This is a genomic window from Streptomyces sp. NPDC048479 (genome assembly GCF_040651435.1).
Classification (GTDB): Bacteria; Actinomycetota; Actinomycetes; order Streptomycetales; family Streptomycetaceae; genus Streptomyces.
In genome coordinates, this window is sequence record NZ_JBEZKA010000029.1 from 14304 (window position 1) to 27684 (window position 13381).

Annotated in this window: 13 protein-coding genes and 3 pseudogenes; 8 read left to right on the forward strand and 8 right to left on the reverse strand. The window is 66.0% G+C overall.

Features of this window, described 5'->3' with window-relative positions:
* Nucleotides 1–20: 20 nt before the first annotated feature.
* The 5 genes and pseudogenes from AB0D12_RS32865 to AB0D12_RS32885 form a co-directional block, all read right to left on the reverse strand.
* Nucleotides 21–1190 carry a CoA transferase gene (locus tag AB0D12_RS32865; RefSeq protein ID WP_362691104.1) on the reverse strand — a complete coding sequence of 390 codons (1170 nt, stop codon included), beginning with the start codon at nt 1188–1190 and terminating at the stop codon, nt 21–23.
* A 149-nt stretch (nt 1191–1339) separates the two neighbouring features.
* Complete coding sequence (locus AB0D12_RS32870) at nt 1340–2245, reverse strand: LysR family transcriptional regulator (protein ID WP_362691255.1); 906 nt, start codon at nt 2243–2245, stop codon at nt 1340–1342.
* Nucleotides 2246–3060: 815 nt separating this feature from the next.
* A pseudogene (locus AB0D12_RS32875) lies at nt 3061–3762 on the reverse strand (sodium:solute symporter); the annotation flags it as partial.
* Nucleotides 3759–3962, reverse strand: coding sequence for a DUF3311 domain-containing protein (locus AB0D12_RS32880; protein ID WP_362691106.1), 204 nt, complete (start codon nt 3960–3962; stop codon nt 3759–3761). The gene AB0D12_RS32880 and the pseudogene AB0D12_RS32875, both read right to left, overlap by 4 nt.
* Nucleotides 3963–4267: 305 nt before the next feature.
* On the reverse strand, nt 4268–4546 hold the full coding sequence (locus tag AB0D12_RS32885; protein ID WP_327328046.1) for a GlsB/YeaQ/YmgE family stress response membrane protein: 279 nt from the start codon (nt 4544–4546) through the stop codon (nt 4268–4270).
* A gap of 810 nt (nt 4547–5356) precedes the next feature.
* Here AB0D12_RS32885 and AB0D12_RS32890 point away from each other — a divergent pair.
* Nucleotides 5357–6436: a PP2C family protein-serine/threonine phosphatase gene (locus AB0D12_RS32890; protein ID WP_362691258.1), complete on the forward strand. Its 1080-nt coding sequence runs from the start codon at nt 5357–5359 to the stop codon at nt 6434–6436.
* A 136-nt stretch (nt 6437–6572) separates the two neighbouring features.
* Here AB0D12_RS32890 and AB0D12_RS32895 read toward each other — a convergent pair whose 3' ends face one another.
* The gene (locus tag AB0D12_RS32895; RefSeq protein WP_362691109.1) at nt 6573–6899 is read right to left on the reverse strand and encodes a plasmid stabilization protein; all 327 of its coding nucleotides are present in this window, start codon (nt 6897–6899) and stop codon (nt 6573–6575) included.
* 990 nt (nt 6900–7889) lie between these two features.
* Here AB0D12_RS32895 and AB0D12_RS32900 point away from each other — a divergent pair.
* From AB0D12_RS32900 to AB0D12_RS32915, 4 genes and pseudogenes are all read left to right on the forward strand, one after another.
* Nucleotides 7890–8116, forward strand: a pseudogene (locus tag AB0D12_RS32900) (DUF5133 domain-containing protein).
* Between the two features lie 109 nt (nt 8117–8225).
* Nucleotides 8226–8594: an STAS domain-containing protein gene (locus AB0D12_RS32905; protein ID WP_362691112.1), complete on the forward strand. Its 369-nt coding sequence runs from the start codon at nt 8226–8228 to the stop codon at nt 8592–8594.
* Nucleotides 8595–8603: 9 nt separating this feature from the next.
* The gene (locus AB0D12_RS32910; RefSeq protein ID WP_362691114.1) at nt 8604–8948 is read left to right on the forward strand and encodes an ANTAR domain-containing protein; all 345 of its coding nucleotides are present in this window, start codon (nt 8604–8606) and stop codon (nt 8946–8948) included.
* A 287-nt stretch (nt 8949–9235) separates the two neighbouring features.
* Nucleotides 9236–9772, forward strand: coding sequence for an isochorismatase family cysteine hydrolase (locus AB0D12_RS32915; protein WP_362691261.1), 537 nt, complete (start codon nt 9236–9238; stop codon nt 9770–9772).
* Nucleotides 9773–10808: 1036 nt separating this feature from the next.
* Here the strand turns inward: AB0D12_RS32915 and AB0D12_RS32920 are convergent.
* Nucleotides 10809–11696 (reverse strand): SDR family oxidoreductase, encoded by an 888-nt coding sequence (locus AB0D12_RS32920; RefSeq protein ID WP_362691117.1) that lies wholly within the window; start codon nt 11694–11696, stop codon nt 10809–10811.
* A gap of 170 nt (nt 11697–11866) precedes the next feature.
* Between AB0D12_RS32920 and AB0D12_RS32925 the strand changes: the two genes are divergently transcribed.
* Nucleotides 11867–12208 (forward strand): hypothetical protein, encoded by a 342-nt coding sequence (locus AB0D12_RS32925; protein ID WP_362691264.1) that lies wholly within the window; start codon nt 11867–11869, stop codon nt 12206–12208.
* Complete coding sequence (locus AB0D12_RS32930) at nt 12183–12533, forward strand: PRC-barrel domain-containing protein (RefSeq protein WP_362691120.1); 351 nt, start codon at nt 12183–12185, stop codon at nt 12531–12533. Before AB0D12_RS32925 ends, AB0D12_RS32930 begins: the two co-directional genes overlap by 26 nt.
* A gap of 43 nt (nt 12534–12576) precedes the next feature.
* On the opposite strand, the pseudogene AB0D12_RS32935 reads toward AB0D12_RS32930, so the two are convergent.
* A pseudogene (locus tag AB0D12_RS32935) lies at nt 12577–12807 on the reverse strand (CBS domain-containing protein); the annotation flags it as partial.
* A gap of 59 nt (nt 12808–12866) precedes the next feature.
* Between AB0D12_RS32935 and AB0D12_RS32940 the strand changes: the two are divergent.
* Nucleotides 12867–13367 carry a metallophosphoesterase gene (locus tag AB0D12_RS32940; protein WP_362691123.1) on the forward strand — a complete coding sequence of 167 codons (501 nt, stop codon included), beginning with the start codon at nt 12867–12869 and terminating at the stop codon, nt 13365–13367.
* Nucleotides 13368–13381 lie beyond the last annotated feature (14 nt).

Here is a 13381-nt window from a genome sequence, read left to right on the forward strand (position 1 = left end):
TCCTTTCAAGTCGGTGGGGGTCAGTGCCGGGTGGCGAGCTCGCGGAAGACCTCGTCGGTGTGCTGGCCGGGAAGCGGGGCGAGGCGGCGGATCGAGCCGGGGGTGGCGGAGAAGCGCACCGGGATGCCGACCGTGTGGATGGCGCCCTCGCTCGGGTGCTCGACGACATCGAGCAGATGGCCTTCCCTCACGTACGGGTCGTCGCCCGCACGGTCCAGTTCCAGCACCGGTGCCATCGGGATGCTGTACTTGGCGCAGATACGCTCCCACTCCTCGCTGGTGAAGACGGGCGAGCACTCCTCGACGAGACCCATGAGAGCGTCGATATCGGCATCGGCGATCGCCTCGCCGTTCACCCGCGGGTCCTTGGCGAGGTCGGTACGGCCTGCGGAGGCGAAGAAGTCGCGGAAGTTCTGCGGACCGTAGGGGATCACACAGGCAAGGCCGTCCCTGGTGGGCACCGCCCGATGGCCCTTGGCCATCGATAGCGGGAAACCGGTGGAGCCCACCGGAGGCTCGAAGACATGGCCCGCGAGGTGCTCCACGAGGTTGAACGCGAGGACTGTGTCGGTCATTGGGATCTCGACGTGCTGGCCGGTACCCGCCTTGCTCCGGTGAAGCAGCGCGGCGAGCACCGAGTAGACGATGGTCAGCGCCGAAACCTTGTCGCCGAGAATCGTGGGCAGGTAGACCGGCCTGCCGATTGCCCGGTTCGCCACGTCCACCAGGCCGGAGGCAGCCTGCACCGTCTCGTCGTAGGCGGCGTTGCCGGCCCGCTCGGAGTCGCTGCGGAAACCCTGCGCGTGCGCGTAGACCAGGCGCGGGTTGCGCGCGGCGATCTCGGAATATGCGAGACCGAGGCGGTCCAGCGCGCCGTGGCGCATGTTGGTGATCAGCACGTCCGCGGTGTCGATGAGCTTGAGCGCCTGCTCGCGACCGGCCTCGTCCTTCAGATTCACTGACACGCTTCGCTTGTTGCGGTTGACGTTGAGGTTCAGAGGCGTCATCCCGCGGGTGTTGCGGTACTCACCCAGCCGTATGGTGTCCGACGGTGACTCGATCTTGATCACGTCCGCGCCGAGATCGCCCAGGATCTGCGCGGCGTAGGGCCCCATCACCACAGTCGACAGGTCGATCACCCGGACTCCGTCCAGGGGGCCGGTGGTCTTCTCGGCCGTGCTGTCCATCATTACTCCTGCTCTCGCGGCACTTCATTTTGACGGTTCGTCAACGACGTTAGCGTCGAAACGGAGAGCAGGGAATGATCATGTAAAGAACAACGGCATGACCGCAGCGGTCATGCCATCGTCGTTATGGTAGAAGGGTATTGACGGCTAGCTCAGACAGAAATCGCGTCGCCGAAAATCTGCCGGGCGCTGGTGATGAGACCTTCGAGGTCTGCGCCCTCGGCTGCCCGGTCCTTACGGAACAACAGCCCGGTGACCAGGTCAGGTTGGAAGTCTGCGATTGGCATGACGACCACGTTGTCCAACCGGTAGAGGTGCATAGGGCTTTCCGGGGAAAGCATGGTCATCGAGAACGCGATGCCACTGGAGATCAATTCGGAAGTGCCAGAATAGTCGGCCATGTTGATTCGGATTCTCTTCTTGACTCCAGCGGAATGCAGTCGGGTGTCGATCTCCTCGAAGTATGCCGGCGTGGCGTCATAAGGTGTGGCCACATAAGACAGATCGACCAAATCGTCGAGTGTGACTGAATTCCGGCCGAGGAACCGGTCGGCCGGGACTGCGGCGCCAAGACGTTCCCTCATGACCTCGATGATCTCGAGCGCAGGTTCGGCGACCGGCAGTCGCGCCAGAGCGAGCGCCAGCCTGCCCTCACGGACGGCGGTCACCAGGCTCGCTGTGGTGCCGGGCCAGCGCTTGACCTCGGACATCTCGCGGCAGGCATCCTCGAGCAGACGGACGCGGCTGCGCAGGATGGGGTGCACCCCGGGCGGCATACCCATGAACACCGTGCGGCGCTGGCGCCGGACGGCCTCGCGCAGCCGCCACGGTATCGAGTTGACCCGTTCGAGAACGTCGCGCGCCATCGGCAGCAACGCAGCGCCGGCGGGCGTCAGTTCAACCCGGTGCGTGGTGCGCTCGAACAGCACTTGGTCGAGCTCGCGCTCAAGATCTTTGATCCGCTGGCTCAGCGGAGAGGGTGCCATGTGCAGCTTGCGCGCCGCCTGCGAAAAGTTGAGCTCTTCGGCGACGGCCACGAAATAGCGCAGGTGCAGCATCTCCACGCGGTAACACTACCTGCGGCCCCGCAAGGACAACTCAGGCGGCTTCGCAACCACTTGTGGTCAGCCTCTCCCCTCCATGCACGGACTCGGGTGGTTCTCAGTCGCAAGGCAGCATCGAAGCTCACCGCTCATCGGGCTCAGCCTGATCCAGATCGAGTACACCCCGGCCTGGCGGAGCGAAAACTTCCAACGCCGGCAGGGAGAAGATGCTGGCCGCGACGGAACCGACGAGGGCTCCTGAGACGGCCCCGCAGCTGTCGGCACGCGGCCATCGTGCAGGCATACCAAGGCCGGGGCGGCTCATCCCCGCTCTCCTGGAAGGGCGGGACACGATGACGAATGAGCACGGTGAAGCGTCTGCCTTTCCGGCGCCCTCTTCATCGCTGTGACCCGCCCGACTGACGGTGACGCAAGTCGAGTGGCAGAACGAGCGATCATTCTGTGGGCCAGGCCTGCAGGGCGCCAGCGGAACGGACGCTTGCAGGTCCAAGTGGTCCGACTCAATCCCGGCGCTTGGCGCCTCGCTGCCAGAGGCGTACTTGCTGGACTCCCCGCTGCAAGGCGCTGACGACTGCGTATTGTATGCGCAGATGTGTCAGTTCGGCGCCCGCGCCCCACAGCTCCCCGCAGTCCTTGTGTCTGAGGTAGTGCCCTTTGGCGACTGCGGCGGACAGGCTGGTGAAGCCGGTGCGGACGGGCGATGCCTTCTGCGGCGGTCTGCATAGTCGTCTCAGCAATGCTCACTGTGACGCTGACGTGAATCCCCAGAGCTTTCACCGGGCGGGCCGCAGCGACCATCTCTCCGCGGAGAACTTTGCCTGCGCCGCGTCGAAGATGTGCGCGTAGCCGCCCAGTCGCATCGGAATGTAGATCACCGCGACGATGATGACGATGTAGATCAGGGCGTCCTTCACGAACGCGATCAGCGCAGGGGCCCGCAGGCCAGAGGAGTAGGTGAACGCGGCGAGCACCGCGAAGGCGATGAACAGCGGCAGGTCCCGAACGAACCAATTGCTCTCGGAGGTGCCGCCGATTCCCAGCACGTCCAGCACCGACTGGATGCCGACCAGCTGCAGCGCGATGTACGGCATGGTCGCCAGGATGCCGGTAAGCGCGACTACCAGGGACAGCGCGCGCGAACCGTAGCGGCCGCGTACAAAGTCGGCCGGGGTGACGTAGCCATTCCTGTGGGAGACCGACCATAGCCGCGGGAGAAACATAAAGATCAGCGGGTAGACGATGATCGTGTACGGCACGGCGAAGAACCCCGCCGCACCTACGCCGTAAATCAGCGCCGGCACAGCGATGAAGGTATAAGCGGTGTATAGGTCGCCACCGAGGAGGAACCATGTCACCCACGTGCCGAAGCTGCGCCCGCCCAGGCCCCATTCGTCCAAGTGGCGCGCGTCGGCAGCCTTGCGCCAGCGCATAGCCAGGAACCCCATTGCGCTGACCAGTAGAAAGAAGAAGATGAATACCACGAGCGCGACGGTGTTGACACCCTGGTTCACCGCCGCTGCCCCTCTTTCAGCGCCCTACGCTGCTGCTCCTCGCGGCGTAGCAGCCGGTAGGCAATGAAAGTAAACGCGGACGGGATCGGCACCCACAGCAACTGGTACCAGTAAAAGAACGGCACGCCTCCCAGCTCCGGTGTGATCTTGGAGTATGAGGAGACCCACAGCATCGCGACGAAGGGCGCCAGAAGCAGCACAGCCGCGACGGTCGCGCCCGCGTGAGCACGCCTTCGCCCGGATGAAGACCTGGAAGACCCTCGTGACTGCCGCCCCCGAGAGCGGGCGGTGCCACCGCCGCCTTGGCCTTCGGCCTCGCCGGCGTCCCGGCCACCCCGTCCGGGCCGTGGCAACCCACCGATCAGCCGAGCAAACAACGCACCGGGTCAATACAGCGAGTAGGCGCCCCGGCGCGGTCGAACCTGCGGGGACACGACCCGACCGCGCCGAGGCGCCCCTGCCTCGTATGGGTTCAGCTTCTCGTCTCTGTGGCTTTCGCCGCCCGTCAGGCGTGCCGGTGGGTGCGCCTGTTTCCGGTGATGAGCCGGTAGAGGGCGAGCAGGATCAGGGAACCGACGATCGCCGCGACCCACGTGGAGAGGTCGAAGAAGCCGTCGATCGAGTCGACGCCGAAGATGACCTTGCCGAGCCAGCCTCCGAGAAGGCCGCCGGCGATGCCGATGAGCATGGTGATGATGATGCCGCCGGGGTCCTTGCCAGGCATCAGAAGCTTGGCGATCATTCCGGCGAGCAAGCCGATGAGTATCCAGGCGATGATGCCCATGATGATCCTCTCCCGTCTCGGGGATGTACGGCTGAGTTCAGTTATCGTCTGCGCCGGGGAACCGGGTTTAAACACAGGTTTAAACAGCGACATCCACGCCGCCAGGCTCATCCACCGCGACCGGAAACCGTGGCATGGTAACCATCGGCGGACCGAAGGTGATCGGCTTCGGCATCGCCCGCCCCTTAAATGCCGCCACCACCGGCGGCCTGACCCATCTCCGCGAGCCGCCCGCTGAGATGCCGAACCGTCAGTACACCGAACCAGCCGCCGGGGCTCTCCTGCATGCAGCTGCGGCGTCCTTGGCTGCAGGCAGGTCGCGGGGATCGATCAGCACTTCGAGCGCCGGCCGGCCGATCACTGCTCTCTCCGGGTAGCCGAGCAGATCCTGGGCCCGCCGGCTCCATCCGACCACGGTCGATCGTGTCCGACTGCACGTTCCACGGCATCTTCTGGTGCCACTACTGATGGCGTCCATGGTGGCGCCACCTGGTGTCGAACGGATGTGCCGAAGTGGCCTCGCCACGGTCATCTCAAGATCACGCCGCCCTGCCCCGCCCCTGGCCGCGAAGCCCGGCCCGGTGAAGTCCGATGACCGGCAGATGACGGGAAAAGTACAGGTGAACCGCCCTTGGTCACGGGGGGGAGTGCGCCTGCAAACGAGCACATCTGGCCCACAAGGCGTATATGTGAAGCCATTGGAAGTACAAACATGGGGCGGTAAGGCAAACCGTGCGGTGCTCCGTTCCTTCCGGACCGTGAGCGGGGTCCGGCAGCAGGAGATGCACTGTGAAAGTCCTGCAACCCACACTGGCGAAGGTGCCGTGGATGCTCGCGGCGCTGTCCCTCGTGGCTGGCGTACTGCTGGACCTTTTCGCGCCCCAGCCGTACACGGGACTCCCGCTGCTGGCCGCCGCACCGCTCGTCGCGGGCGCCACGCTCTCCTTCCGCTCCGCTCTCGCCGTCGTGTGTGTCACGTGCGTGGTCTCGGTGGCGGTGGATATCGAACGCGGACGTCCGGCGACGCCATTGTTTGTCGATCTGGCCGTGGTCGGCTTGATCGGCGTGCTGGCTCTCGCGGTCAACCGGCTCATTGTGCGGCAAGGGCGCGATCTGGCGATGGCCAGGGATGTCGCGGAGGCAGTTCAGCGGGCGGTGCTCCCGGACCCGCCGAGGGAGGTCGGGCCGCTGGCCGTGGCTGCGGGGTATACGGCGGCGCAGGCCGAGGCGCGGATCGGCGGTGATCTCTTCGCGGTGCAGGAGACGCCGTTCGGGGTGCGGATGATCATCGGAGATGTGCGGGGCAAGGGCATTGCGGCTGTCGCCGCCGTGTCGGTCGCGATCGGAGCGTTCCGTCAGGAGGCCGAGTACGCACCCACCTTGGTCACGTTGGGACAGCGGATGGACGAGGCGCTGGCCAGGGCAGCGGCCCGGAGCGGCCCGGTGATCTCCACGGAGGGCTTCACCACTGCTGTGCTCGCTGAGGTCTCCGCCGACGGCGAGGTGCTGAGCCTGGTGAACCGCGGGCATCCGCCCCCGTACCTGGTTCACGACGGACAGTTCGTACGGCTCGACCCGACCGCCCCACAGCTGCCCCTCGGGATGGGGCTGGGCGATATCACTCCTCCTGGTTCCGTGCCCGTCGATGTGGTGCGACTGCCCCCGGGGGCCTCGCTGCTACTGGTAACTGACGGTGTCACCGAGGCGCGGGACAAGCGGGGGACTTTCTATGATCCGGTCTCCTCAGGGCGCATGCGCAGGCGGTTCAGGGACCCCGATGCACTGGTGGATGCCCTCACCAAAGACGTCGGCCTCTGGACCGAGGGCGAACACGAGGACGACATGGCCATCCTGGTGGTTTCGCGGCGCCGCCCTCCCCGCGCCGCCTGATCAGGAAGCGAGCCCCCCGGCGCCGCCTCGCCCACGGCTGGGCTACGGGAACATGACTGCGAGGGCGTGCTGCAGCAGGGGCGCAGTGGTCGGCAGCTGGTTCGGTGGGCGGTGCGAGGATCCCCCCCACACAAGGTCAGCGGCCCAGGGCTTTGCGCAGCTGCTGCTTGTTCATCGAGGAGCGTCCGTCGATGTTGCGCTTCTTCGCCTCCTCATACAGCTGGTCCTTTGTCGGTCCTTGTGCGCCGCTGTGGGAACGCTCGCCGCCGCGTTGGGATGCGGACTTCTTGTCCTGAGTGGAGGTCTTGCTGGCCGTCTTCGACTCCCCCGACCTGGCCCGCTCCTTGTTGACCGTCCGCGAAGCAATCTCCTTCGCGCGCCCGGTGGAGGCGCCGCGCTTCTCGGCGCTCTCCTTGATGTGCTCGTACTGACGCTCCCGCTTGGGGCTGGAACCTGCTGGCATGACACCTCTCCTCAACCGTCGTACCTCTCAGCAGATCGAGTGATCTGACCTCACTCAGCGCCTGCCCGAGGCCGACAAAAACACACCGACGACTGCAGCAACTACTTCAGCCGAATACCGTTCCGCCCGCGACACCAGCCGGACAATCGGGCGGCAAAACGCGCCGGGATCCGGGATGGCACCTGTGCGGTACGCCGAAATACCGGCCGTACCGCCCAACTCGACCTGAGGGGCATCCTTGGCATGGTTTCTGGCCTTGCCCGCGCTCTCGGACTTGCTCGAGCAAGCGCGTGCGGTACTGACTGCCTCCTTCTTGCGGGTCCAGCCGGCCGGGCATGTCGAAGGGTGCCGCGTCGGAGAGGTGGTCGGTGCAGCCCGAAATCAGGGCCTTCGTGACGGTGATCCTGGCGTTGTGCTTCCCGACTCAGCTCGTCCGGGTGAAAGATTGCAGGTCTGAGCGGGGACTGGAGCTGTTGAAAGGCGTCCTCGGCCTTCGTGGCGTCGTACGAGGCCAGAGTGGAATCGCCTCCCGCGATGTTCTTCCTCCAGTTCTGAAGCACGACGGCGCCCGCGCTGGGCAGTCGAGGGCCTTTTGCCAGGAGGCGTTCGAGACTGCGGGAATGTGGGTCGTTTACTCTCCGGAACATGATCCTGCAAAGGAACACTGTGCGCCTGCGGCTCCGGTTGTCCTTGAACGCGAGAGCCTTCAGCCGCTCGGCGGTCAGCGGAGGTCTTGAGGTCCTTGAAGGTGATGCAGCAGTCGCAGACGCCGTTGGACGGTTCGCCGACTCTCCGTTTGAGCAACCGGAGGTGCTCCGGCAACCAGCGCGGCGCTTGCCGATGTCCGTTCGCTTCTTCAGCACAGCCACCGTGCCTCTTGAGGTGACTGTCCCGGGCGGCAATTGTTGTGCCTGCATGAAGATGCGGGGTCCGGGTAGGCGCCGCACCATCGGGAGTACCAACTTGTGCCTGGCGTAAAGGAGATGCGTGGTGCTGATGGCTCACCCTGCGGTGCTGGGAACCTGATCGAGCAGTACGAGGCCTTGAGGGCCTTGCATGCCGAGGACGGCGGCCCGGAGGGCCAGCGGCGCATGGATGACCTCGCCTACACGCTGTGCGTGTCCACCGGCACCCGCGACGTGGATGCCGCGCTGGTCGCCGCCCGCCACCGGCTGCCCTGTGCGCGCCCCGAAGACGACTCCGTCCTCGCAGACTGACATTCCGGTACTCGTACGAGCAGCGCCCGTCCCCGCCCTCCGCGGCGGGGGTGTGGGCTGTTCGCCAGGACATCTGGCCCGACCCGAAGGGCTCTGCTACGTGTAGGGGATGCCCGACATCGATACCGCAGCCCCGCATCCCGTTGTGGGACCCCAAGTTCTCGGCTGTTGCCGCCGCGGGCGCACCTGGGTGGTGACGGTCGGCGGCGACCTCGACACCAAGGCGCTGGCACCAGTGCAGAAGAAGTTCGACGAGCTCCTTGCCACAGGCGCTAAAGCGATCGTGGTTGACGCCGGGGCGGTGACCTCGGCTGACGCCGGCCTCCTCGCCCTGCTTCTTCCACTGCACCGTCAGACGGCGCTCTATCTGGCCGCCCCCTCCCCGCCTGTCCGGCAGGTTCTCAAGGCGGCTGGCGGTGACAGCGGCGTGCCGTGCGCGTCATCACTGGGCGAGGCGCTGGATGCGATCGGGACCTGACCGTCGGCCATGGACACCGGCCCTGCACCCGAAGGCAGAAAAGTCGCCTCGAGCCAACCTCCAGCCGACGAGGTGACGGCTCTGAAAGAGGAAGTGCACCAGCTTCACCAGGCGGTGCGTTCACACGCAGTGGTGGACCAGGCGATCGGCGTCCTCATGACTGCCGCGCGCACGGCCGCCGATCAGGGCTTCACCGTGCTGCGGGAAGTGTCGCAGCACACCAACATCAAACTGCGCCGCATCGCCGAACTCATCGTCACCGGGGCGATGACCGGTCAGCTCCCGCCTGGCATCCGCAGCGAGGTGGAGAAGTCCCTCGCCCGGCACCGGCCGCCACCCGGACGCTTGGGCTGACCCCGTCCCGGACCGAAGCCGCCTTGCCTTGGCCCTACTCACCAGCTGGTTCGAGTGCCCAGCGGAGACCGAGGGGAGAGCCTTCCGTCGCGCGGTCGCGGTAGCGCTGTCGAGAGCCGCAGCCGGTGCGCGCCCCGCGCGCTACTCCCGCATTGCCCCCGATGAAAGCCGCCCAGCCACGACAACGCACCCTGCGTCGGCCGCGAACGCGCCTGCTCCGATCTGGGCGACGGATCGGTAGTCGGCTGGGTGTGCCGGCTGCCGCATGGAGTGGAACCATGGCTTCCATGAGGCATTGCGCTGTCATCGTGATCGACATGATCAACACCTATGATCATCCCGATGCGGAGCTCCTCCTCCCCTCTGCAATGAAGGCTGTCCCGGCGATCGTCCGGCTGATCGAGCGTGCCCGGGAGCGCAATGTCCCGGTCATCTACGTCAACGACAACTTCGGTGAGTGGCGCTCCCATCACGGCGAGATCGTGGAGACGGCTCTCGCCGGCCGGCACGCCGACCTGGTCGAGCCGCTGAGACCTGGCGACGACTCCCTCTTCGTCGTCAAAGCGCGCCACTCGATCTTCTACGGGACCCCGCTGTCCTACCTGCTGACCCAGCTGGACGTGGAGCACATCATTCTGTGCGGACAGGTCACTGAGCAGTGCGTGCTCTACTCCGCCCTCGATGCTCACATCCGGCATCTGCAGGTGACCGTGCCGGACGACGCCGTCGCGCACATCCACGCCGATCTGGCCGACGCCGCTCTGCGGATGATGCAACGCAACATGAACGCCGACATCCGCAGCAGCGAGGACATCGAGTTGTAGGCAGGCCGCAACCCTTCACAGGCGTGAGTGGCGGATGTTGCTGGCGGCGGGGCGCAGGTGTGGCCGTACCGTCGACCATGTCCCTGGGTGAAGCACTGCACGCTGTCGACGCCTGACCTCACGCTTCAAGCAGCCTGGCCGACGCGCCGGAGTGAGGTCGAGCGGACGTGAGTGCTCAGAGCCTGGTGTCCTTCGACGGGAATCTGTACTCGGTGCCGCCTGGTCTGCCTGGCGCCCAGGCCAGGGTCTGGCACCGGCTCGGTGACTCAGCATCGCCACTGCTTGCCGGGCGGTCATTGGCCGTCACGCCGGGCGCCTCGCGGCGCTGGTCAGACGGTGCGCGTGAGGCCAGTCATGTGATCGCGCTGGAATAGGGGGTGCTGGCCGCCTTCTCCGACCGGGCTCCGTGCAAAAACTCCGCCGCCCGCCGTCGCAGGCCGCGCTTGCGTGCCGACCGGCGCCGCGGCCAGGCCCGGGACGAAGAGCGGGCCCGTCGGCTCGGGGAGAAACCACGAGCCAGGCGACCGGTGGGTGAACTGCCCACGGCCCGGCGACGGTCACGCTCATGTCGCGACTTGCGGCGCCGGATCCCGTCAGACGGCGCGCATCGTGCGTACGGGATGCGCTCGGCCTTGCCCGTGTCGCCGACGATGGCCGCGCACCAGTCGTTTGCGGTCCGGCTTCGCGTGCATCCTGGCCGCCAACGAAGGCGGAGGGATCCTCAACGTCCTGTCGGCGATGTCGTGGTTGTCCTACGCGGCCAACGCCTACAGCGCGGCAACGTCGGCCGCGTGGAGGCTCACTAACGGGCATCCGCCTCAAACGCGCTGGCCAGGGGGCCACGGTGACCGCCGAGTAACGCGCCGTAGTAATGCTGGGCGGCATCCAGTCTTGGGCCGTGCCACATAGAACCCCGCGGGGCAGGGCTGCCTTCCCGCTGGCTTGGCATCACGAAAGTCGGCGCAACCAGATCGTTGCTCTCTTCCTGCGATCGCGGGCCACGCGCGTTCGCTGCCTACCCGGCTTTCCGGATAGATCAGGGTAGAGGTGTTCCTCCTGTGGCGTTGACGACTTCTGCGGTGATGTAGCTTGCCTGAGGGGACGCGAGGAAGACGTAGGCGGGAGCCATTTCTGCCGGCTGTGCGGGACGTCCCATCGGGGACTGTTTTCCGAATTCGACCGTGTCCGGCATTGTCGCGGGGATCAGCGGCGTCCAGACCGGGCCGGGGGCGACGGCGTTGACCCGGATGCCGTCGGACGCCACCATCTGCGCCAGTCCTTGGGTGAAGGTGACGATGGCGCCTTTCGTCATCGCGTAGTCGAGTAGGTGAGGGCTGGGTTTATAGGCCTGAACGGAAGTCGAGTTGATGACACATCCTCCCTTTGGTATGTGGGGCAGCGCCATCTTCGACAGCCAGAACATGCCATACAGGTTCGTGCGCATCACCCGGTCGAACTGCTCCGTGGTAATGGCGCTGATGCCGTCAGGCTGCGACATCTGATAGGCGGCGTTGTTCACCAGGATGTCGATCCGGCCGAATTCTGCAAGCGCGCGCTCCACCAGTGCCTGGCACTGGTCCTCCTCGCGGATGTCGCATGGCAGGGCGGCCGCCTTGCGCCCCGCTTCCTCCACCAGGGCAGCTGTCTTCCTCGCTTCGTTCTCCTCCTCCGGAAGATAGGTGAACGCGACGTCCGCGCCCTCGCGTGCGTAAGCGACGGCGATCGCTCTGCCGATGCCGGAGTCGCCACCGGTCAGCACCGCCTTGCGGTCATGGAGGAGGGCGTTGCCGCGATAGCTTTCCTCGCCGTGATCAGGCTGCGGATCCATAGGTCCGGTCCACCCTGGATGATCTTGATCCTGTTGCGGAAAATCCGGTTCCGGATACTTGGTGACAGGGTCCTGAGATTCGCGATCTTGCGACATTTCGATGGCCTCCTTGCTATCGGCCTGGCACCTCACGCGTGCCCGAAAGCTCTTCTGCAAACCATCAGGTGATTCAACCCGGCCCGCTCACTGGCGGCCGCTGGCCCGGGATCAGCATTGAGATCGAGGAACACGGCAACGGGCCGTCTTGCGGCGCGCCCGCCGCCCTCGTGCGTTACCAGCGGTTTCCGGCCTGCGTCAGCTCGCGAAGTGAAAGGCTGAGAAGAGCAGTCCGGAGCCTGGCTTTCCTCACCCCGGCTTATGCACGGCCACGGCCCTGCAGGCGCGCCCGCCTCGGGGCGGTTTTCGACGCCCCCGACCGTCTGGTGGCCTGCATCGTCGGCGACGGGGAGGCCGAGACAGGGCCTCTCCCTGGGATCGCTTCAGTCGAGGAAGCCCTCGAGTGGCAGACCCTGGGCCTCGGAAGTACGTTCACCGACATGCGGCGGATTCTCATATCTGCCACGCACCCGGAGAGGCATAGCTGTGAGCGAGGACATCTGGGGCTATAAACCGAGCGCGGGATATCAGAAGGGGATCGACCTCATCGGCTACAAGGTCGAGGCCACTGATGGCAGCATCGGCAAGATCGACAAGCACTCCGAAGACGTCGGTTCCTCCCACCTCGTTGTCGACACCGGTATCTGGATCTTCGGCAAGCATGTGCTGCTGCCCGCCGGAACCATCGAGCGCATCGACACGGCCGGGGAGACGGTCTACGTCAACCGGACGAAGGATCAGATCAAAGACGCGCCCGAATTCGACGAAGCCAAGTACACCGGCGAGCCCAGCTACCTGGAGCAGTTCGCCCGGTACTACGGCCAGCCACACATGTAGGGGTGGTCACCCTGCCACGCACGGGCGGCACGCGTGCCGGTCGGTCGGTGGACAGGGCCTCGAGCAGGTCGCCGACTTGGGGGTCGGGCAGGGCACGGGCAACGTCGGCCCGGGCGACCATACCGACCAAGTCGTGGCCGTCGATGACCGGTAGTCGGCGCACTTTGTGCTGGGTCATGGTGCGCAGAATCTCGTCTGCGCCGTCGTCGGCTCCGATGGTCACCGCCTCGCCCTGGGCGAGTTCGCCGGCCTTCGTCTGCCCGGGTTCCTCACCCTCGGCCAAACCTTCACCAAGATACGGCTCAAGGCCGACTGACCGCATACGCTGAAAAGGTGCGTCTGCTACTGACCAGCGACACCCATCTGCCCACGAAGGCCAAGGAGCTGCCGGAGGAACTCCTGGACCGGATTGCCAGCGTCGACCTGGTCATACACGCCGGAGACTGGGTGGACACCGCGACCCTCAACTTGCTGGAGGCGCGGGCGAAGCGCCTGGTCGGTGTGTACGGCAACAACGACGGGGCGGACCTGCGGGCCCGGCTGCCCGAAGTGGCGCGCGTGGAACTGGAAGGGCTCCGCATCGGCGTCGTCCACGAGACCGGCCCGGCGCAGGGGCGCGAACGGCGGTGTATCGAGCGGTTTCCCGAACTGGACGTGCTGGTCTTCGGGCACAGCCACATTCCGTGGGACACGACTGCCGACGGCAGGCTGCGCCTGCTGAACCCCGGTTCACCGACCGATCGCAGGCGTCAGCCGTACTGCACGTACATGACCGCCGAAGTGGCAGCGGGTGCCGTCGGCCAGGTGCGGCTGCGTCGGCTGCCGCGGCGCTGACCGCGTCTCACTGA

What these genes read in the sequence shown, in the direction of transcription:
- AB0D12_RS32865 (WP_362691104.1), bottom strand. Translation starts at nt 1,190, where the DNA reads ATGATGGACAGCACGGCCGAGAAGACCACCGGCCCCCTGGACGGAGTC.
- AB0D12_RS32910 (WP_362691114.1), top strand. Translation starts at nt 8,604, where the DNA reads ATGGACACCGGCCCTGCACCCGAAGGCAGAAAAGTCGCCTCGAGCCAA.
- AB0D12_RS32915 (WP_362691261.1), top strand. Translation starts at nt 9,236, where the DNA reads ATGAGGCATTGCGCTGTCATCGTGATCGACATGATCAACACCTATGAT.
- AB0D12_RS32920 (WP_362691117.1), bottom strand. Translation starts at nt 11,696, where the DNA reads ATGTCGCAAGATCGCGAATCTCAGGACCCTGTCACCAAGTATCCGGAA.
- AB0D12_RS32905 (WP_362691112.1), top strand. Translation starts at nt 8,226, where the DNA reads ATGCCCGACATCGATACCGCAGCCCCGCATCCCGTTGTGGGACCCCAA.
- AB0D12_RS32895 (WP_362691109.1), bottom strand. Translation starts at nt 6,899, where the DNA reads ATGCCAGCAGGTTCCAGCCCCAAGCGGGAGCGTCAGTACGAGCACATC.
- AB0D12_RS32885 (WP_327328046.1), bottom strand. Translation starts at nt 4,546, where the DNA reads ATGGGCATCATCGCCTGGATACTCATCGGCTTGCTCGCCGGAATGATC.
- AB0D12_RS32870 (WP_362691255.1), bottom strand. Translation starts at nt 2,245, where the DNA reads ATGCTGCACCTGCGCTATTTCGTGGCCGTCGCCGAAGAGCTCAACTTT.